Annotated in this window: 11 protein-coding genes; 3 read left to right on the plus strand and 8 right to left on the minus strand. The window is 42.1% G+C overall.

Annotated elements, in window-relative coordinates:
• The first annotated feature begins 217 nt into the window (after positions 1-217).
• From NLX78_RS11885 to NLX78_RS11895, 3 genes are read left to right on the plus strand one after another with little or no spacing between them, the layout of a single operon-like run.
• Complete coding sequence (locus NLX78_RS11885) at positions 218-1627, plus strand: efflux RND transporter periplasmic adaptor subunit (RefSeq protein WP_254326128.1); 1410 nt, start codon at positions 218-220, stop codon at positions 1625-1627.
• Positions 1624-4740: an efflux RND transporter permease subunit gene (locus tag NLX78_RS11890; RefSeq protein WP_254350504.1), complete on the plus strand. Its 3117-nt coding sequence runs from the start codon at positions 1624-1626 to the stop codon at positions 4738-4740. The genes NLX78_RS11885 and NLX78_RS11890 overlap by 4 nt, the downstream gene beginning before the upstream one ends.
• Positions 4741-4795: 55 nt before the next feature.
• On the plus strand, positions 4796-5698 hold the full coding sequence (locus NLX78_RS11895) for a TetR/AcrR family transcriptional regulator (RefSeq protein ID WP_235306505.1): 903 nt from the start codon (positions 4796-4798) through the stop codon (positions 5696-5698).
• Between the two features lie 128 nt (positions 5699-5826).
• Here the strand turns inward: NLX78_RS11895 and metK are convergent, their stop codons facing one another.
• The 8 genes from metK to NLX78_RS11935 all read right to left on the minus strand — a co-directional run bounded on the left by metK (position 5827) and on the right by NLX78_RS11935 (position 21843).
• A complete protein-coding gene (metK, locus tag NLX78_RS11900) occupies positions 5827-7029 on the minus strand; it encodes a methionine adenosyltransferase (protein ID WP_013312298.1) in 1203 nt (400 codons plus the stop codon).
• Between the two features lie 331 nt (positions 7030-7360).
• The gene (locus NLX78_RS11905; protein ID WP_061831635.1) at positions 7361-7651 is read right to left on the minus strand and encodes an alpha/beta-type small acid-soluble spore protein; all 291 of its coding nucleotides are present in this window, start codon (positions 7649-7651) and stop codon (positions 7361-7363) included.
• A gap of 142 nt (positions 7652-7793) precedes the next feature.
• Entirely contained in the window at positions 7794-8372 is a 579-nt protein-coding gene (locus NLX78_RS11910) for a hypothetical protein (protein ID WP_235306506.1), read from the minus strand.
• Between the two features lie 45 nt (positions 8373-8417).
• On the minus strand, positions 8418-9956 hold the full coding sequence (locus tag NLX78_RS11915) for a stalk domain-containing protein (protein WP_254350505.1): 1539 nt from the start codon (positions 9954-9956) through the stop codon (positions 8418-8420).
• Between the two features lie 99 nt (positions 9957-10055).
• Positions 10056-12428, minus strand: coding sequence for a copper amine oxidase N-terminal domain-containing protein (locus NLX78_RS11920; RefSeq protein WP_254350506.1), 2373 nt, complete (start codon positions 12426-12428; stop codon positions 10056-10058).
• 543 nt (positions 12429-12971) lie between these two features.
• Complete coding sequence (locus NLX78_RS11925) at positions 12972-14318, minus strand: efflux RND transporter periplasmic adaptor subunit (RefSeq protein ID WP_254350507.1); 1347 nt, start codon at positions 14316-14318, stop codon at positions 12972-12974.
• A gap of 19 nt (positions 14319-14337) precedes the next feature.
• Positions 14338-17475 (minus strand): efflux RND transporter permease subunit, encoded by a 3138-nt coding sequence (locus NLX78_RS11930; RefSeq protein WP_254350581.1) that lies wholly within the window; start codon positions 17473-17475, stop codon positions 14338-14340.
• A gap of 351 nt (positions 17476-17826) precedes the next feature.
• The gene (locus NLX78_RS11935) at positions 17827-21843 is read right to left on the minus strand and encodes an S-layer homology domain-containing protein (RefSeq protein WP_254350508.1); all 4017 of its coding nucleotides are present in this window, start codon (positions 21841-21843) and stop codon (positions 17827-17829) included.
• Positions 21844-21878: the final 35 nt, after the last annotated feature.

The raw sequence follows: 21878 nt of genomic DNA on the forward strand, positions 1-21878 counted from the left end.
CGTGTACTCTATCAATAAACAAAAAAATCCTCTTATGTTAATAGACTTATTATATAGGCAAAAGTTACGAAAATCCCGTCAACTAATTCATAAAATCTAAAACGATGAATTGACGAATGCAATATCGGCGCACTATAATACATTTGAACTTATTAGTTCAAATAATACTGATTAGTTTACAACTCCAATTATGACCCTATCGGAAGGATTGATAATCATGAATAAACAACGGGCCATCATCATATTCACTTTATCCCTGAGCATCGCAATGACCGGATGTTCTACAGAAAAAAAAGATGCCGCTCTAGGTTCATCTGCACAGCCAACCGTTGTGCGCACCGCAATCGTCAAATCCACGCCACTTCATACGGCCTATAACTTGTCAGGCACTCTTCAGGCTTATGAGGAGAACACACTGGCTTTCCAAAATGGGGGCACTGTAGCCAGTGCATATCTCACTGTCGGTACTGCTGTACAGAAAGGCGCCGTTATTGCTAGTCTGGATGACGCTGACTACAAGCTTCAAGTGGCACAGGCGACAGCCTCCATCTTGGAGGCACAGGCTGGTATTGATAACGCACAGGCTAATTTACAGGCTGCTACCTCCGCGATTCAATCCGCCGATGCCGGCATTACAGGAGCTCGCGCGAATGTTAACAAGGTCAATAAAGGCGCACGTGCTCAAGAGAAACAACAAGCGCAAGCTACTGTAGATAAGGCACAAAGCGCTTATAACAAGGCCAAGACGGATAGCGAGCGTACACAGAAGCTATTTGAGGCAGGCGCTGCTACCGCATCAGATAATGAAAATGCTCGCCTGAATGCTACCGCAGCCCTGAAAGACCTAGAACAAGCCAAGGAATCCCTGTCCCTTTTGCTGGAAGGAGCCACAGCCGAAGATCATCAATCCGCCCAAGCTTCCTTTCAAGATGCGCTTGCAGGTAAAAGCAAAGCCCTTGCGGCCAGTGAACAGGCTGCAGCTTCCCAAAAACAAGCCCATGCCAACTACGAAAAAGCCCTTGTTGCCAAGGGGCAGGCAGAACTTGCACTTTCACGTACACGTCTAATCTCTCCTGTGAACGGTGTAATCTTAGACAAAATCGTGAATACAGGTGATTTGGTCGCGTCAGGGCAAGCCGTCTATCGCATAGGCTCCATCGACCGCCTCAAAGTACTGCTTCCTGTACCAGATAGTGAAATTAAGGATTGGAAAAAGGGTCAACAAGTAGAAGTGGCGCTCTATGAAGAGACTCGTCAAGGTACGGTGTCTAACGTCTATCCTTCGACCAGCACCGACACGGGAAGGGTTAACGTAGAGATTGTTATAAACAATCCACAGCGAGACTGGTTACCAGGTCAGGTCATTAAAGCTGCTCAACAGGTGACCGACAAAAATGGGATTCTCGTTCCTGCCGAAGCAGTCATTAACACGGGAAGCAAGCCTTTTATTTTCAAAGACATTCAAGGAAAAGCTGTTAAAACCCCTGTGGAGCTTGGTAATCAGGTTGTAGATAATCAGTTGCAAATCGTATCGGGACTTCGTGAAGGCGAACGTATTATCGTTAAAGGGGCAGAAAACCTGTTTGATGGAAATGCGATTCAGTCGGAGGAAGGCGGACGCCCATGATTGAGTACATCGTAAAAAAACGAAAAATTACATTGCTGTTTTTTGTCATGCTGATTTTGGTCGGAATCTTCGGCTTTTTCCAGTTACCACAGCAGGAAATGCCGGATGTCACCATACAAAATGCTATGGTAACAACAGTCTACCCTGGTGCTTCACCACAAAAAGTAGAACAAACCGTAACTAAAGAGCTGGAGAAACGCATTAAGGAAGTTGAAGGTGTTAAAACGATTAGTTCGACTTCTGGTAACGGATTCTCCTCTATTTTAATCGAATCCAAAAACGGAGTTGATCCTCAAACGGTTTGGGATAATATGCGTAAAAAAGTGCAGGATGCACAAGCTGATCTTCCTCAAGGTGCTGAAGTGCCTGTTGTAAATGACAAGCTAACCAGCTCTTTTATCGGCTCCTATGCCCTAACAGCTGACTCTTCCGCACCACTGTATAAACTAAATGATTTAACAACAACTTGGAAAGATCAGCTCAACACCATTTCTGGCGTATCTAGCGTCAAATTCAATGGTCTCCCTGATCAAGAAGTACGTGTTCATATTGACAACCAGAAGCTTCAGCAATACCAGCTGTCATGGGAACAAGTAGCTCAAGCGATCCAGTCTCAAATTGATCGGGTTCCTACTGGTAATATTGAATACAACGGACGTACCTATCAACTTATTGTTCGCGAAACCGAAAAAGCTGATGAATTGAATCAGGTCCTTTTGACACGCACCAAAGAAGGTAATCCTGTATATTTGAGAGATGTCGGCACAACGGAGCTGGCACATCCTAATACAGAATACTTTGCCTATGTAGAGGGTAAACCGGCCATTACGCTAAGTATTGGAGCAGAAACAGGCACAGACATCCCTTCTATGAGCGAAAAGGTCAATACCAAGCTCAAAGAACTGGAGAAAACACTTCCCGCAGGTGTTCACTTTCAAACTCTTTTTGCACAAAAGGATCAGGTAAGCCATATCTTTGACGACTTAAAGCGTGAAACGATTCTTGCGATTGCGGCCGTTATTCTCGTTTGTATGTTGGGGCTGAATTTGCTCACCTCTGCATTTGTTGCACTGGCCATTCCTATTTCGGTTTCGATTGCCATTATCTTTTTGCCTATGTTCGGCATCACTCTAAATCAGATTTCCGTTGTCGGTCTGATCATCGTACTCGGCATACTCGTGGATGATGCCGTAGTTGTAAATGATAATATTGAGCGTAGACTTACGGAATTAGGAGAATCACCCTCAGTCGCAGCTGTAAAAGGTACCAAAGAGGTCATGCTTTCTATTTTGGTTGCAACTCTGGCTACCATCTCAGCTTTCGCGCCATTGTTGTTTCTTCCTGGAAATGTAGGTGCCTTTATTAAACCTATTCCTGCTATTGTCTCCCTGACCATGCTTGCCTCTATGATCATGTCGCTCACCATCATCCCTATTTTTCGAGAATGGTATGAGAAGCGCAGACAGGCTCGTCACCCTCAGGGTAAGTCTAAACCAGCAGGCTTGCTCGGCCAGCAGATTCATTCTTTAAACAAGCTCTATTCACAAAAACTGATGCCTAAGGTCATTCAGCGTCCCTTGTTGACAGCCATGGTCGGACTCATGCTTGGAACAGCCGCCTATGGATTAGTTCCCTTTACCTCAGTTGAACTTTTTCCTGAGTCGGAAGATCCTCATGTTGCACTAAATGTAAAAATGCCTGTAGGCACTTCAATTGCGGAAACCGACCAGGTCGTTAAAGACCTTGCAGGCTGGGTGAAAAAGCAACCTGAAACTTCCAAGGTCGTCTACAGCGCTGGAGGGACTGCCCCACAACTTTTTAGTGACATTAATAGTTCGGGTGGAAATATTAGTTATAACGAAACGGTGGGGCAGATTGCTGTCGTCGGCAAAGAAAACGTATTCGATCTCAATACGACAGTTGATGCTTGGGAACAACATGTTAAGAAATCCTACCCTGGAGTTACAGTTACGATGTATGTTCCTCGTCTCGGGATTCCAGTGGGTAAGCCCGTTTCTATTCGTATCTCAGGTCAGGATCTGAATGAACTGCAAACCCTTGCCCAGAAGGCAAAGGAGCAGATCGCGACAGTAGAAGGCACAACAGGCATCGTGGATGATATAGGAATTGAACGATATGCATTGGAGCTTGAGGTCAACAAACAAGCGATGGATCAGTACCTGGTAAGCTACACAGATTTGACTCGCACCCTGCTTCTATTAAAAGAAGGAGCCCAAGTCAGCCAATTTGATACTGGAAACAGTCTGGTAGATATTAAAATGTATTTGAATCACAGCGACGAGGAGCCAAGTAAGCTTTTCCAACAATTAAGTGTAGTTAATGCAGCTGGTAAGCAAATTCCATTAAACCAGCTTGTCCAGATTAAGCCGTCATTTGCTATTCAGCAAATCAAGCATTACAATATGGAGCGGACGATTACGGTGGAAGCCGATTTGAACGGACGAACTGCAAGCGAAGCGATGATTGATGTTGAAAGTAAGCTGGCACAAATGAAGTTCCCAGAAGGCTACAAATGGGAGGTTGGTGGGGAAACCTCTGACCAATCGACCATATTCAAGGACTTAGGACAGCTGGCGATCGTTGTAGTCTTGCTCATTTTACTCTTGATTACTATGCAATTTTATTCTCTCTCCATTCCTATTATTATTATGACGACCGTGTACCTGGCAGCAGCCGGCGGGATTATTGGTATTTTCTTGACCGGTATGCCTATTGGTTTTATGAGCATCATGGGAATTATTGCACTCGCGGGCATTGTTGTGCGGAATGGGATTGTGTTAATTGAATTTATCGAGGATGCACGACATGAAGGAATGGAATTAAAGGAAGCCGTAATACAGGCGGCTGCTGCTCGCTTCAGACCGATTTTATTGACATCTTTGGCAGCTATTGTAGGTATGATTCCATTAGCACTATTGGGAAGCCTGCTCTTTAAGCCACTGGCGTTTACCGTCATTTTCGGTTTGTTATTCTCGACCTTGTTAACCTTGTTTGTCGTGCCGTCCTTGTATATGATCATGGCCAAGTACAAGATGCGCCGTCAACTCAAAAAACAGCAGCACACAGTTATCACACGTGACCAACCTTTGTGATGTATGAAGTGAATTCGATGCTGTCGAGTTGGCCGGTCCCTAGGGGGAAGTATGTATGGAAAGTAAAAAAAATGATATTTTACAGGCGGCCATTCGGCTGTTCTCCAGAAAAGGCTATTATTCAACATCTGTTGAAGAAATAGCCAAAGAAAGTGGGATGGCGAAAGCATCCTTCTATAAATATTTTCAAGGAAAAGAAGAACTCCCTCTAGAAATGTGTATCATTCTGGAAAATAACATTGAACAAGACATCCGGGCTCTCTACAGCAAACCTAATCTTTCTAAGCACGATAAACTGCACGGTTTTATTGTACTTTACTTGAAAAATCTCGTTGAAAACAAAGTGTATCTCATGATGGATCTTCCTGAGCCTTCCATGCTTATTTTTCAGAATGAACAACTCAATTACGCATTCGAGAATCATGAATACAAATTGTACAGATGGGTTCGCGACTGCCTGATTGATATTTTTGGACCGAGCATTGAAGATCATGCATGGGATATGACCTTTGTACTTAAAAGCATTGTGTTTGAATATATTCGCTTCTTTGCCGATCGGATGGATGATGAAACGATTGAACATCTAACACAGTTTATTATCTTCTTATCCAGTTCCTTGGCAACCAGCCTGAACAATGCTGATTCAGCTCCACATTTATTCTGGAGCAAGCAAGGCTGGTTACCTGAAAGTGCTCTAAGTAATCCCTTTGACCAAGGCCGTCAAATTAACAGCCTTCTCCACTCCTTGGAAGACAGTATACTGCTGTCTTCGTGGAGTTCAGAGGAGAAACAGGAGTGTCAGCAAATCTACACTCATTTAAAGGAAGAGGCTCTGAAATCGAACCCGCAAAAAGGCCTCCTCAAAGCCCTTTTTGCGTATTTGGAGCAGTACAAGGAACTGCAAAAGGTTTGTCGTTTACTTAAAAATTTATTGGACCATGCTCCGATATCCGAGTAGTCACTCAGTATTCGGTACTTAGGTGCAAATTCAACTTAACAGCGAAACACATCAAAAAAAGACTGTTCATGCAAAGCATGAAACAGTCTTTTTGGGTTATTGCTTTTATTTTGATAATATACGAGGAATTACAGCCCCGCTTGTTCTTTTAGAATTTCTGCTTTATCTACGCTCTCCCATGGTACATCCAAATCTGTACGGCCAAAGTGACCGTAGGCAGCAGTTTGCTTATAAATTGGACGACGCAGATCCAACATGCGAATGATGCCTGTTGGGCGCAGATCAAAGTTATTTCGGATCAATTCAACTAGCTTCTCATCGCTTACTTTACCCGTACCGTATGTATCGACGTTAATCGAAACAGGCGTAGCTACACCAATGGCATAAGCAAGCTGAATTTCCACTTTGTCTGCCAATCCAGCTGCCACGAGGTTTTTCGCTACATAACGAGCAGCGTAAGCAGCGGAACGGTCCACCTTGGTCGGATCTTTACCGGAGAATGCTCCCCCGCCGTGACGCGCATAACCACCATACGTATCCACAATAATTTTACGGCCTGTCAGACCTGCATCTCCTTGAGGACCACCGATAACAAAGCGTCCTGTCGGATTAATGTAATATTTGGTTTGCTCATCCAGTAATTCGGCAGGAACAACTGGCAAAATAACTTTTTCTTTGATGTCTGCTTGAATTTGCTCCAAAGTAGTATCTTCCGCATGCTGCGTAGAAACCACAATAGCATCAATACGAACAGGTTTACCATTTTCATACTCTACCGTTACTTGAGTTTTACCGTCTGGACGAAGGTAATTCAGTGTTCCATCCTTACGCACTTCAGACAAGCGTCGTGCAATACGGTGAGACATAGCGATAGGCAAAGGCATCAACTCAGGTGTCTCGTTCGTAGCAAAACCAAACATCAAACCTTGATCCCCAGCCCCAATGTTTTCCGTTTCTTTATCTACTTCAGCAGGATCACGGCTTTCCAAGGCAGCATTAACCCCTTGAGCAATGTCCGGCGACTGTTCATTCAAAGAAGTCAATACAGCGCAAGTATTATAATCGAAACCGTATTTCGCACGTGTATAGCCAATTTCCTTAATCGTATTACGTACAATGGATGGAATATCCACGTATTCCGATTTAGAGCTGATTTCACCAATGACGAGAACGAGACCAGTAGCTACCGATACTTCACATGCTACCCGTGCATTAGGGTCATTAGCCAGAAAGGCGTCCAATACAGCATCGGATATCTGATCACAGATTTTATCCGGATGGCCTTCTGTTACAGACTCGGACGTGAACAAATGGCGGCCTTTTACAGACATGAATTTCAACCTCCCACAATTAAAATACATGAGGATTTATTAAAAAATCCTGACATGGCAATGGCATTATTCAGATACCTTCAAGCCAACAAATGGCGGGAGATATCTTGTTACCTTATTAATAAAAAATGAACCTTTTCCGGTAGGAAAAGGTTGCGTACAAGCCTCAAATGCCATGATATCCTATTTAAAACAAGGTGTCAATTCATGCAGCCTAATTACAACCTTCGAAATTGAGGTAAGTTTACATGCAAATCATTTTCGATTCACATGTAAATAACCCCAGTTTATACGCTACTATATGATCAAAAACTGTAGAAATTATTGCTATTTACAATGTACCAAATTCAGATAAGCTACGTTCAGCAGATTGTATCAGTCGCTTAGTAATTTCACCACCAACTGAACCGTTCTGTCTTGAAGTCAAATCACGCCATGCTACATTTTGGCCTCCCGCAAACTCCCCCAATTCTGCAGCAAATTCACTGTCAGCATTGGGATGTATATGAGTATATTGAGGATTATAAACTGGTAGCCCAAACTCAGCAGCGATCTCATACTTCAAATCATCTAACCTGGCACGGCTTTCGGGAATTAATCGTCTTTGACCTCTTGACGCCATCGTATACACCCTCCACTAAACATATTGTCTTTCATGGAGTTAGTGTGCAGCGATTAGGTTCAATTTAGCCAAGAACAATTTGCTATCCCAAGCAGTATTTAAGAAAAAGGGCCACCGGAAGCAGCTTATATACAAAAACAGTTTACTGAACAGTGTAACCGCCTCGTACCATAACGACCAGACCAAACTTCTGACCTTCTTTTACTTGAATACCTCTTCCTTCTCTAGGAAAGGATAATAAATGATTTTTTTCGACAGTCTGATTATGGACAATTTCCGTTCCAGAAGTAATATCAATAGCACCACTGGCATCCATACTATACACAACAGCATAACCATTACGTAAAATAAGTTCCGAGCCTGCTTTGGCAATCAGTTTTTGACCAGGCTTTACATCAACTACCTTTAAAGCCTCTGTCTGCTCTGGTGTGGAAGTTTTTCCTGCACCAGAAGTTCCTGACGCCGATGGGTTAGAAGTAGCGTTTGTTGCTGGAGTAGTCGAGCTAGTTGCTTTACTACTAGTACTGCTTGCAGTTCCCCCACCTTTGATGGCCTGAGCAATTTTTTGATCAACATAGCTTTTGGTTACGACTGGATCATCAGCTGTGCCAGGTTGTCCAGAACTGGAGGCACCATTAACTGAATTGTTCATTAAGGAACCAGTAACAATTCCTCCTCCAAGTAAAACAGCAGCCAACGATACTTTATAGCGTGATTTCATGAAGTCCTCCTACAGCAGGTTATAGCAAGTATAGTTAAGTTTTAATTATTGTGCGCTAGCTCCAGAAGAACCCTGCATAGCCCAAGGCTTATCAAAAGCCAACTTCAAAGTATCAATATTTGAAACTATATCTTCGGCCTGTTGCTCAGCAGTAGTGACTTTCAAATTAGCTTCATAAACCTGAAGCTCTGTAGCCAACCCAACATCAAATTGCTTCTTAGCCATATCTGCCGCACTTCTAGCACTCACCAAGCCAGCTTGAATCTGTGAATATTGGCTTTCCAATGCTTTGATGTTGTTATAGATTGTTCTTACTGCTTCTTCGAGTTGTCTCTTTGTACCCTCTGTTGCATACTGAGCTTTCTCAACATTAAGCTGTTCGGCTTCGTAAGGTGTATTACCTGGCGTACTAAAATTGTAGAGCTTCAAGCTTAATTCAGCCAAATCCACTTTTTGCTCACTCAGCCAAATAGCCGTGCTGCTGGTAAGTACTTGGCTTACTTTAGTTTCCACATTATCTTTAAACTCCGAATATACAGGTTTATCCTTTAATTCATAACGTTGCTCCGGTTTGTAGCCAATCACTTGGTTCAAAGATACATATGCACTATCTAGATCTTTTTTTGCCTTCTCTAAAGCAGCTTGATTTTGAGTCAACTGATTAGTTGCCTGCGTAACCTCATAATCACTTGACATTTGGTTATCTCTTTTAATTTGTGCAACTTTCAGCTTGCGCTCAGCATCTTCAATATTCAATGCAGCCAGTTTAACGGCATTCTGCTTTTGAAGAAGCTTATTGTAAAGATCCTTCACATTGTACTCAATGCCTTCTTTGGTCATATCCAAGTTCTTTTTAGCAGCCTCATAATTAAGGTTCGTTTGAGCATAACCTTTAAAAGCCTTATCTTGACCTTCATCACCTGCTTCTGCTGGAACAAAGTCAATATTCTTGCCTGCTTCTTTCATGATTTTTCCAGCCTGATCGATATTCGTTGCCGCTGTTTTTACTGAAGTACTATCAGCTACAGCCAATTTAACGGCATCATTATAGGTCAAAGAATCATTATAGTAGGTATCATAAGTAACTCGGGTCACAGGAGTTGCTAGAGGCTTACTAGACAAACTATTGGTTTGGTCGTCAGTAGTACTACCATTAGCTTGATTGGAAATGGTCACTGTTCGTGTAGCCTGATCCCAATTTACTTTGGCGCCTAATGATTGGCTCACAAAACGTAAAGGAACGAGTACTTGACCCTTTTGAATTTGAGTTGCTGCATCGAGTTGTACAGGATTACTATTTTTATAAGCAAGCTTGGAACCAACATTCAAAGCCAATGTATCTTCATTTTTAGAAGCAGTTACTTTTTTAGCTTTGCTGTCCCAATCGACTTTCGCACCCAAGCTTTCAAAAACACCACGGAGAGGCACCAAGGTTGTATTTTGACTAACAACTGGGGACTGGGTATATTGCTGTGTTACACCGTTAATAATAACCTTTATATCACCTGCTTGAGCTCCTGCAAGACTGGCGAACGCAGAAGAAAGAACCAATGTGGACAGTACTGCCACTCCAAAACGTTTCATAATTTCTCTCCTTTGTCAATAAGACTAATAAAAGAAAAGGGCTCCAAAAGGAACCCTCTTCTAATCTAATTCAGTTAACTCAAAAGAGTTGCTCTTAAATTAGTTGTTGTTTTCAACAGTTACTGTTTTAGCAGTTGCATCATAGTTGATGGATGCATCCAGCGCTCTGCTCACCCAGAAGATAGGCAGTACAGTACGGTTTTTGTTAGTTACAGCTTTAACGTCCATACGAACCACAGAACCGTTAATAGTCAACAGGTTTGTGTTCAGTTTGATTTGAGCAACGCGGTCACCTTTAATCAGGGTAACTGTGGAAGTTGCTTTGTCAAACAGGATGTTTTGTGGGGATACACCCAAAGCTTCAGCTGCATAACGTACTGGCAAGTAAGTGCGTCCGTTTTCAGCATAAGCAGCTACATCAGAAGTTTTACTTTCGCCGTTCACAGTGTAGGAAGTGCTTCCCAGTGTGAAGACAGCTTTAGTTTTAGTAGCACCTGGAGCTGGAGTTCCAACAGTTGCGATTGCTACTTCAGCAGCTGCAGTGTTGTTGTCTTTCCAGTTTTGAGTGTTGTCAGTTGCGCCTTTGTATGCAGTGTAAGAAACTGCGCTACCTTTCAGCTTAGCAACGATGTCGCCTTGAGCTACAGTACGGTCAACAGTCAGCTTAGGAGCCGAGATTGTGATTGTACTTGGAGTAGCAGATTCGCTGTCGATGTAGAAGCTCAGACGGCCTTTGTTGCTTTCTCCGTAAGTATCAGTAGATACGCTCTTCACTTTAACGTCACCAGCTGTAACTTTTACTTCTGGAGTAGAAGCAAAACGTACGCCTGTTGGCAATTCCAAGATTACTTCACGGCTACCGTCTTTCTTAACGAAAGCTTCTTTAGCAGCTTCAGTGATTGTGATATCGCCAACTTGTTGATCGCCCAGACCGATTGTCAGGGTTGGTTTGGAAGCAGCAGCCAGAGTAACTGCTTGTTTCACAGTAGCAACCTTAACAGTACCGCTCAGACCTTGGCTACCAGCAACATCAACGTTCAGATCGCCGGAGAAACCTGGTTGCGTAGCAACTTCAACGTTTTTCAATTTCAAACTACCAGCATCAGTTGTGCTGTTAGCGTTGTTGAAAGTCAATTTCAAAGTACGTTTGTCAGAGTCAGTATAGGAAACCTCTGCTCCACCCAAACCATTAGTGTTCTCCATAGAACCGGAGAAGTTGCTTCCTGGGTTATTACTTTCAAAAGTTGACTGCCAACGAGCACCTTCAGGCAGACGCAAAGTTACAGTACGTCCTTTTACGAAAGAACCAGCAACAGTTTCTTTAATTACGATATCGCCAACTTTTTGCTCGTCGTGACCAGCAAGAATTGTTGATGGAGTAGCAACGGAAACGCCACCACCGATTTGACCATAGCTACCAACTACAAGGGAGCTAACGTCAGTCGTTGCGTTACCAGAGATGCTAACAGTAACGTCGCCTTCTTTTGCACTGTTTTCATCGTCAACATAGAATCCTACAGGCAATTGGAAAGAAGTTTCGGCATCACTTACTGTTTTCAAAGATAAAGTAAGTGTATCGCCATCAACAGAATAATTCACATCTGATGGCTTAATTGCTTTGTCTGTCTTAGAAGTAAACAAAATAGTGGCTGGGCTTTTAGGAGCGGAATCCCATTTGAAACCACTAGGCAATTTCAACTTAATGTTGTTATTACCCAAAGAACCAGCTGTTTGTTCTTTAACTTTCAATGTTGCAGTAAAGTTTTCTTCGCTAGAAACAGTATCAAGTGCCGACAAAGCTATCTGACCGGAAGATACTACGTTTGCAATTGTTGCTTCACCGCTAGTAAAACCACTTGCAGAAGGTGCAGAAATAGTAACTTTCACAGGTCCATTGCTAGGTCCGTTTACATTGATTTTACCAAAGTTCATGTACAGATTAACGCTATCTTTAGAGTTAGTGAAGTTGAAGGTCACTCTTGCAGAGTTATTAGTCAGCTTTTCTACAGACACACCTTCACCAGGTACATATCCAGTTTCAGCACGAGCAGCAGCATTTTCGTCGTTATCACCTGGATCAATGTAAACACCCAAGCCATAAGTAGCATCAGAAGCAGAAGTAACAATTCCAGGATCTTTACCGAATTCAAAGCCTTTAGGCAATGAAACAGTGAAAGAATCACCTTTACCAACGGAAGCTTGGCTCACGTCAACTTTAACTCTACCCAGAGTAGAATTTGTAGTTTGGCCTGAACCAATACTAGGTGTATTACTGGAAGTATAGCTGGAAGATGCATGGATTGCAGTTGGTGCAGTCAATGCTGCGATTGGAGCTGCTACACCAGCAACCAATGTTGCTGTTGCCAGCACGTTAATCATTTTTTTATTAAACTTTGTCATAACCTTTTTTTCTCCTCCTTGAATATAACCAGAAATATTATTTTTGTCTTTTTGTCGGATCTTGTCACTCATCAGTCGTTACACCTCCTTTCCGAGCTTTATGAGAACCCTTATAAAATGATATCTGTGACAATATCACAGAAGCTTGGAATCTAGTTGAAAGAAAGCGTCCATTTATGACGTACTCCAGTATTATACAATGTGATAACAATGCAGTAAAGATTTTTTTTAGCGAATTTTGTCTTTACGCTTTTGTACCCCTTTGTTTCATACTCACCCAATTAGACGTAGCATGGGTTCAAAAAGTTGCGTCCGTTTCAAAAAAATTTTTTTTATTTTTTTGATTATGTATTCCGCTTTCCACAGTCATAATTATACTATTGAACCTGTTCCTCCGTCATCCTACAACTTTTACCTTCTCCACCTTAAATGTACAAGGATTATTTTCGTACATTTAAGTCGGTCTTTAATGGAGTATATTCGTTAAGAATTATCCATAGAATATATAAAGCACATAAAGTCTATAGATTCTCTTGAAATCTAATACTCTAATACACTTTAAGTAGTAGGAATGACGGAGAAACAGTGATTTACGGTATATATAACCGAGACAAATTACTTCACTACATTAATCTTCGCGCCATCCGTAAGCAGACTAACGCCCTTAACGACAACATTTTGTCCTTCAGCAAGCCCCTTGGTTACCTCAACCTGTTTGGCACTTTCCTGGCCTGTTTGCACTTCTACCCGCTTAGCAACAGTTCCCTCCACTACATAAGCATACTTCTTCCCTGCCTGCTCCGTAATGGCATCCTGCGATACCAAAATATTTTTAGGAGCTTCTGATTTCATGTATACAGTTACAACCATCCCTGATTTTAATTCACCTGAACCATTAGGAACCGAAATCTCGACAGGATATGCCTTGAGATCATTATCCATTACCGGATTGACGGCCGATACTCTGGCCTCAATTCGCTTGTCTAAGGAGTCCACACCTACAGTCACAGATGAACCCACCTGCAACTTAAGAAGCTCAGATTCAGAAACGTTAACTTTAGCAATAATAGGATTGGTATTCGCTATTGTAGCAACCGCAGATTGTGCACTAACCATTTGCCCCTGGGTTCCTGTTACTACCGATATCGTGCCGGAAATTGGAGCTTTGACTACAGCATCCACTAATTGACTACGAGCTGTGTCTAAACTGGACTTAGCCTGATTGACAGAAGCACGAGCTACGTCAATGCCCGTTTTCTGTTGGGCAAGACGTAATGATTTTTGAGCATTATTATATGTTGTTTGCGCACTTTCCTTAGACGTTTGTGCATTATGAAGTGTGATCTGTGCATTCTCCACCGCAGTTAAAGCCCTTCTATGCGCTATTTGAGACTGCTCTAACTCGGATTGAGAAAGAGCACCCGCACTAAACAGCTGTTGGTTGCGATTGAGCGTATTTTGGGCATCACGCACGGAACTCTGAGCATCTATCAGACTGGTCTGAGCTTGAGTGATGGTGTTGTCTTGCTGGACAAGCGCACTTTTGGCTTGATCCACGCTGGATTCTGCCTGCTGCACCGATTGCGCTGCACCTGACTCTGCCTGCTTTAAATTGGCCAGGGCAACCTGGTACGATTCCTGAGATTGCTTAATCGAGTCCTGGATATCCTTTTGGTCTATAGTAAACAATGTGTCGCCTTTGCTTACCTTTTGCCCCACTGTAAGGTTAATATTTTGAATCTTACCACTAATTTTTGGAGATACCTGAGCTGTCTCTTTGGGAGTAAAGCTTCCAATAATCCCTGTTGAATCCTTAATGCTACCTTTAGTCACTTTTGCCACTTGAACTGGGATTGCCTTCTGCACTGAAGCTGGTGCAGCAGGGGCCTCGCCCCCACCGCAACCCGCTAATGCAACTGATAAAAGCAAAGTTGTAGCAATCAGAGCACTTTTTTTATTCATTATGTTTCTCCACCTCACCTTATATATGAACACTTTTTTGTAGTTTCGCTTCTTTTTTTAATTCTCTCTTCGCTTGTCTTTTTAATTTCCGATTCTTACGTTTTTGTATCATATTATCCATGATGACGTAGACTACCGGAATAAGAATCAATGTAATAACAGCTGCGAAGGATAACCCGAATACAACAACAACAGCCATCGGCGCTTGTGTTTCGTTACCCTCTCCTGTAGCGAATGCCATTGGGAGCAAAGCTAGTACAGTAGCCAGCGTGGTCATCAAAATCGGACGCAACCGCTCAGACGCTCCATGAATAATAGCTTCATCTCGATCTTCACCTTCTTTTCGAAGCTGAATAATGAAATCAATCATAACAATAGCATTGTTGACGACCAAACCAACGAGCATGATGTAACCGGTAAAAGCTGAAACACTTAGGCTCGCTCCCGTTACCACTAAACCGATAAGAACACCAATTAACGTAGGTGGAATCGAAAACATAATAACAAACGGGGTAAGCAACGATTCAAACTGTCCTGCCATAACCATATAAATCAGAACTACAGATAGCAGAATAGCTATCGCCAAGTTCATAAAAGACTCCAACATTTGCTCATTTGCCCCGCCACCCGTATCTGCACTATAGCCTTCTGGGAAGTGGGTATTTTTAAGAAGAGCTTCTATTTTTTGATTGACGGTTAGAATGTCCCCTGATCCATCAATGTCAGCAGTAATCTGTACTTGACGCGTCTGATCTTCACGAGTGACACTATCCGGTACAGCACGTTTATCAATACTTGCTACTGAAGATAAAGGTACATCAATCCCTTGTGAAGTGGTGATACGTAATGCATTCAAATAGGACCAGTCATGGCGATCCTGCTCTGGCAAAGATATTTTAACGTCGATTTGATCATCGCCTGTGCGATAGCTTGTTGCAACAGATCCATTAAAGGAAGTGTTCACAGCAGATAGAACTTGGGTTGCAGATAAACCATATTGACTAGCAAGTTCTCGATTAACGGTAATCTCATATTCTTCTCGAACCGCATTCAAAGAACTTTTTACATTGACCGTTCCCGGTATGTTCTTTACACCAGCAACGAGATTGTCCGAGAGCTCTCGCAGGACGTCCATATCGTCGCCTTTCAGATTAATGTTAACAGCCTTTCCACTCGAAAGACCCGTTGCAGACGCCAATGTAATCTCTGCATCCGGAATGCTATCGAATTTTTTGCGAAGGCCCTCAACTACAGTATCTGTTGGCTGATGCCCATCCTTCAGCGTTACACTTAGTTCTGCTGAATTGGATGGAGCCGCCCCTGAATACCCAGAAAGACCACCAGAACCAACAGTCACTGTCATTTTGTCCAGATCAGGTACTTTCAGAATTTCTTTTTCTATACCTTGAACAACTCTTTCAGTTTCCTCCAGAATTGTTCCGTTAGGAAGTTTCACTGTAACTGAGAATTCCCCAGTGTCAGATTCTGGAATAAATTCAGCCTTAACCATAGGAATCAGAGCACCAGCTGCCACAAACATTAATAACGTAATGATTAAAACAGATTTTCTATGATTAATGCCCCACTTCAGTACACGTCGATAGCCACCCTTAAATTTTTCAAATCCGATATTAAACCACACAATAGGGTTAATACCTTTATAAGTACCTGAAGAATATATGGATTCATCCGGTACTGTAGGCATCCAACGTGAGCCGAGCATTGGCACAATCATAAGGGATACCAGCAAGGCTGCTATATGAGAAAAGATAACTGTTAATGCCAACGGTTTAAACATAACTCCTGCAATTCCGTCAACAAAAACAACTGGTAAAAATACTACAATCTGTGCAAGTGCAGATGCCATAACCGCATTGCCCACTTGCTTGGAACCATCAATAGCCCCTTGTAGCATACTTTTCCCTTCATGTCGCTGTCTAAAAATGTTCTCAATAATAACAACGGCAAAGTCGACAAAGGATCCTAACCCCAGAAGCAAACCACTCAGTGAAATAATATTAATGGTTTGTCCGGTAAAATACATCATCATAAACGTTGCTACGAAAGAAATTGGGATAACGATCGCAGCGATAATAGTAGAACGTATACTATTCAAAAATAACAGCAACACAATGGCTGCAATAATAAGCCCCAATATAGCATGCTCTATTAGTGAGTGTACGGAATCGCTAATGGGTTTGGAAGCATCAGTTACCATCTCCAGTTGAGTTCCCGGGGGCAGATCCTTCCGTATCGACTCTAAACTTTCCTTCACAGAATTGGCGATTGAAAGAGTATTTCCTCCCGTAGCTTTCGTTACAGATATATTAATACTCGGCTTTCCATTAAAGGTAGAAATGGTGGTGACTTCCTCCACGGAGTCTTCAACCGTTGCGATATCTTTTAATTTCACACTTCCCTTGCCTGCAGGGATTGGTGTTTCGCCCATTTCTGAAACAGCCTTATATTCACCTTGAACGCGAAGTTGGATTTGTGTATTACCACGATATACAGAACCAGCAGAGCCAGCAACATTATTAGCCGATAGCGCTTGTCGGATTTGATCCAGCGTAATGCCATAGCTTTGAAGCTTAGCCTGATCTACTGTGATCTTAACGAGCCGTTCTTGACCGCCTGACATGTTGGCTCCGGCTACTCCCGCAATTCTTTCAAGCCGTGGCTCGATAATATCTTCAGCAATAGGCTTCAACTTGTTAATATCCTGGTCTCCTGTAAAAGCGAGGGTAATAACTGGTGTTGCATTGAGATCCACTTTAAGGACACGCGGCGAATTTGCTGAATCTGGAAGAGAACCTCTAATTGTATCAACTTTATCCCTCATGTCGAGGGTGGCCTGGTTCATATCTACTCCCCAGTTAAATTGAATCATGACCATAGATGATCCTTCTGAAGACTCGGACGTGATTGTATCCACGTTCTCAATAGAAGCCAGACTCTTTTCAATAGGTTTAGTAACCAATTCCTCAACCTCAGTAGGCGTTGCATTTGGAATACTAGTCACCACTGCAGCGTAAGGCAGCTTCATATCCGGCATATACTCGACAGGAAGCCTTAACGCAAAAATACCGCCCCCGATTAACAAAGCAACAATTAACATAAATACTGTTACAGGACGGCGTATTGAAAACTGAGACATCTCATCACTCCCCACTCACTTCTCTATGTAATATTTAAGCACACACATCCTCTACTACGATGAAATAGGCGTAAAGTTTCAGATAAATGTGCAAAAAAAACATATAAAAAAATAATAAACACATTTTGAGATAAACACTTAAAAAAAACAGTTAATTACATACGTTTAATGTGAATCGAAAATAAAAAACGTTGTAATGCTTAGCCAATGTTTTCATCTCATTGATATTATGGCATAGGCCCTTAATCCCAGTCAAATAGCTGATTTATAAAAAACATCCCTCTCATGTATATGAAAGGGAATTACCATTTCGCATGGAGGGATGTTTAATAAATTCAGGTGTTTTGTTGATTAGATTTTAGGAAGCAGTTTTTTATCAGCCATAACTTTAGCTACAATAATCGCTGCATCTCCGCGCAAGGTCAAGGAAGTAGGATTAAACATATATCCTTTTTTCAGATCACTTGCATCCACAGGTGACCCTGTGATAAAGCCTTTCTTGGCGATAGCCAATATAGATGCTTGCGCATAGTAATCAATCTTGTCCGCATCTTTAAAGGTCTTAGACAGGTTCTTCATGATCTTGTCATGATCTGTTTCCAGCTTCAAATTCAATGCCTTGGCAATAATGACTGCTGCATCTTGACGCGTGATTACATCTTCCGGCATAAAGATTCTTGGTTGTGAACCTTTGACAATACCGGCACGCGCAGCTGTTTCAATATAACGATAATCGTATAGAGCATCTGCTGATATCGTATTTGGAATAGACACGTCGTCGAAATGCTTCGCTCCACTGAAATTAAGCGGAATTTGCAGACCTTTGACAATCATAGACGTGAATTCGCCTCTTTTAATGTAGCTGTCAGGTCCAAAGCTATTAATTGGATCCATTGGGTTCATGACACCTTTGGCCAAGATAGCCTCAATGTAATCTCTAGCGTATTTGTGCTTAATGACATCACTATACGTTTCTCCAACCTTAGCAACTACATAGTAGCCAAAACGATCAAACGGTACCTTAATGGTATGTTTTTTCGGATCCACCACACCACCAATGTTCTGCCAATCTTTAAGATCAGAATCGAAATAGAACACTGTCATTTGTTTCCCTGCATCCTGAGCAATACTGCTATCATACGTCAGCGTCAATGTAGCACGCTTGGATGGTACTAACTCGTTAGATGGGTCGCGCCAGTAGAAGTTTTTGATCTTGCTACTGTCATTTTGCGACTTGTTAGCCAATTGATAAGGATCAGCACCATAAGTTACCGGATCGTAATCATCCGTTTTAATGTCATCTGCTGTACCTGGATCAATCCAGAATACCGGACTCGACATATTAAAGCGGGCCGGAAAATCTCTGTTGAAGTATCTACTTCCATCTGCAATCAAGCTCTGCATATCGGACAATGCTTTTTCAGTTTCAAATTCATGACGGTCAACCACACCATCTTCGCTATTTGCTATTGCAAAGTACAAATTGTGACCAGAGAAAACCTGGTTTTTGAACTGTTGCGGTTGATCGTAGTCCCGACGAATCAGACTCGTTCCCTTTGCAAAAGCAAGTGTAAGATTACCATCGAACACTTTGTGCGATGTTTTCATTGCTTCCATGTACTGCTCGCCAGGGATATTAGTAGGCACATATTTAACAGTAATGGTCTGTTTCAGTTTTTCTTTGCCTACAGTAACCACTACATCAATTTTATTATCTTTGTTGGCTTTTAGACCTGTAACGATGGCTTTGTAAGTTGATGGATAATCAATGGTGCCATCATAATCAGAGTCGAAACCCTCTTGAACTGCTGTTTCTTTACCTACCGTAACACTATCTGCATTACCTGCATTTACAACAACTTGCACAAAGTTTTGATTCACGATTCTCTTTTCAGGGAGTGGACGCAAAATATCAAAAGATGTGGACTGACCGGATACTTGCAGTCGGAAAGTAGCAAATGGTCCGCCCTTGCCGCTATTGTACAAGGTAATGTTATAAGCTACTGGTGTTCCATCTTGCGAAATAGTTTGGTTTTTCAACACAAAGCTGAAATACTTTTTGTCCGGATGGTAGTACACAAGCAGGTCTTTTAAATCTTTATTAGTAAATTTATCTGTAGTAGAACCGGAATTGTATGTTGTCTTAGCATCTTCTGCTGAGAAAAACTCGTTACTCAACGTCCAGTTGACTTCACTATCATCCGATCCCTTAATCTCCAAAATATATTGATCTTTATTAGCAATATCACTTAACGAACCATTTACCTGATCTGCTTTACCCAAATCAGCAATACTGAAAGTACCAAATACATTGATATTTTTCAGAGATGTATTGTAGTTGGTGTCATCCACTTTGGTGAAATTAGCATCTTTTGATTTCGGAGCAATTTCGCTATATTTCGGCGTATTGCTCAAGCCGCTAACTGGTGTAAAAGGGATGATTCCTTGTGTGTTGGGAACAGGGATCACTGGAATATTCGTCTGTGTAAAGTTTACTTTTACCGTATTGCTGTACTCAATACCTGGCTTGTATACAAACTTGATTTCATTATTCCCGTTCGCCAAGGCATTGGCTGCGGCTGTGTCCGAGGAAGCAGCAAGCTTGAAGTCCGCTCCTGAACCATCCAAATCAACCAATACATTATTAATATACAGGAATACATTTCGGTTACTTCCAGTGTAATGAATATCTGCTGCATTGCTCACATCAAGCAATTTACCTTTAAAGTTGCCCAGTTGAGTCAATTTATAGGTATTCAAGTTTGAGCTGGATGTATTCAACGGAATTTGTTGCCCATCATAAATCGTATCGTATTTCATGAACGGACCCTGTAACAGATTCACCGTTGCTTTAATTAATTTGGTCGAGTCGCCATTCAGGTAAAAATTCAGTACGTTTTGTCCTTCTTTAGGCAAAGTGTCTACATAAGCAACGATTTTCTTCACTTGTGTTGACTTACCATTGATTGTCCGAATTACATCTTGCGACCCTACAGTATGAACCGTTACTCCGGAAAGCTCACTAATCGAAGTAGGTGCACCATTAACAACGATAAACTCCATACCTACAGGTACAGATGCAGCATCTGTAGTCTTGTTCTTCATAGAGCTACCTGTTAATTTCATAGCTTCATCTAGGGCAGCTGCCTGATCAGACCCACTTCCTTTAGTTCTGTTCAACAATTGAGTATTAAAATCAGGAAGATAGTTAACATCATCAATATACGGCTGAGTGCTGCTGCGCAATGTAAATTGGACAGCCGATGGAGCCGGTGGTGTACTGCTATCCGTATAAGTTATGCCCAGGGATGCTCTGGTCAAGTGATCAAGTACAGCTTCCGAAGGTACAGTCACCTGAAATGGATATACTTTATAACCATTTGATGTAACTACATTTGCAGTATCAATTGTGGCATCAACCCCAGTCGCACTACCCACAGCACTACCATTGTTACTCACATCGGTAAAACGTGCATTGATTGTGGCCACTCCTGGATCAGTTGCACCGCCTGGCACCAAAACATTACCTTTTAAAACCACACCACTTGTAGACGATACGGTAAAGTCAGGCGAAGTGGTCAAATCAGCAGAAACATTCCCATCCTTATTCAGGGTCAAATCAGAAAATTCCGGTTTACCCGTATAAATCGTAATTTCACGTGTAACTGTAAGAGCCTGAGTTCCGTTATTCACTTTAATGGTCACTATATTTTTACCCGGACTCAGTACAACACTACCCGTTAGTTTATAGCCAGTGTAAGAGTTAACTGTATACGTATTACTGCTTTTTGCAGACGTGAGCGTTACACTGTCAGCATTAGGAGCCGTACCTTGAATGACTACTTTCACATCATCCGTACCGCTATTGCGTGCGTCTGTCAGCACCGCTGTCTGATTCTCAAGCAACTGCTCGGTTTCACCATTCAACGTAGCAGATAGATCATAAAGCTTAGGCCCATCCTGATACTCAATGTAAATGGAGTCCTTCATATCAGCCGAATTTTGGCTACTTTGAAATGTAATCCGGTTCAAACCAGGAAACAGTTTAATGTCTGTAACTTTAAGCGTAGAGCCACTGACTGTAATTCCGCCTTTTTGACTCTCGTTCTTGTTAACCACGTTAAGGTTTGTTCCATTTTTAGAGAGTTGGAATACACTATAAGATATAGTACTTCCGTTCACTCCGTTAATCGTACCGTTAACTGTAACTCGGTCAGTGTTTACCATTCTAGCCGAATCCACATCATATTTTTCACTTGGAAAAATAAAATAAGTTCCCGTCGCAGCATGAGCCGTACCTACCAGGGCCGCCGGCACCAAGCCAATGATGAGACCAACCGTCAGCAACATGGATAGCAATCGTTTCAAATCATTGTCCTCCTTTGATTCTGTCGCACCTTGGG

The organism is Paenibacillus sp. Lou8.1 (assembly GCF_024213565.1).
In the GTDB taxonomy this organism is placed as follows: Bacteria; Bacillota; Bacilli; order Paenibacillales; family Paenibacillaceae; genus Paenibacillus; species Paenibacillus polymyxa_B.

What these genes read in the sequence shown, in the direction of transcription:
- NLX78_RS11885 (WP_254326128.1), top strand. Translation starts at nt 218, where the DNA reads ATGAATAAACAACGGGCCATCATCATATTCACTTTATCCCTGAGCATC.
- NLX78_RS11890 (WP_254350504.1), top strand. Translation starts at nt 1,624, where the DNA reads ATGATTGAGTACATCGTAAAAAAACGAAAAATTACATTGCTGTTTTTT.
- NLX78_RS11895 (WP_235306505.1), top strand. Translation starts at nt 4,796, where the DNA reads ATGGAAAGTAAAAAAAATGATATTTTACAGGCGGCCATTCGGCTGTTC.
- metK (WP_013312298.1), bottom strand. Translation starts at nt 7,029, where the DNA reads ATGTCTGTAAAAGGCCGCCATTTGTTCACGTCCGAGTCTGTAACAGAA.
- NLX78_RS11905 (WP_061831635.1), bottom strand. Translation starts at nt 7,651, where the DNA reads ATGGCGTCAAGAGGTCAAAGACGATTAATTCCCGAAAGCCGTGCCAGG.
- NLX78_RS11910 (WP_235306506.1), bottom strand. Translation starts at nt 8,372, where the DNA reads ATGAAATCACGCTATAAAGTATCGTTGGCTGCTGTTTTACTTGGAGGA.
- NLX78_RS11915 (WP_254350505.1), bottom strand. Translation starts at nt 9,956, where the DNA reads ATGAAACGTTTTGGAGTGGCAGTACTGTCCACATTGGTTCTTTCTTCT.
- NLX78_RS11920 (WP_254350506.1), bottom strand. Translation starts at nt 12,428, where the DNA reads ATGAGTGACAAGATCCGACAAAAAGACAAAAATAATATTTCTGGTTAT.
- NLX78_RS11925 (WP_254350507.1), bottom strand. Translation starts at nt 14,318, where the DNA reads ATGAATAAAAAAAGTGCTCTGATTGCTACAACTTTGCTTTTATCAGTT.
- NLX78_RS11930 (WP_254350581.1), bottom strand. Translation starts at nt 17,475, where the DNA reads ATGTCTCAGTTTTCAATACGCCGTCCTGTAACAGTATTTATGTTAATT.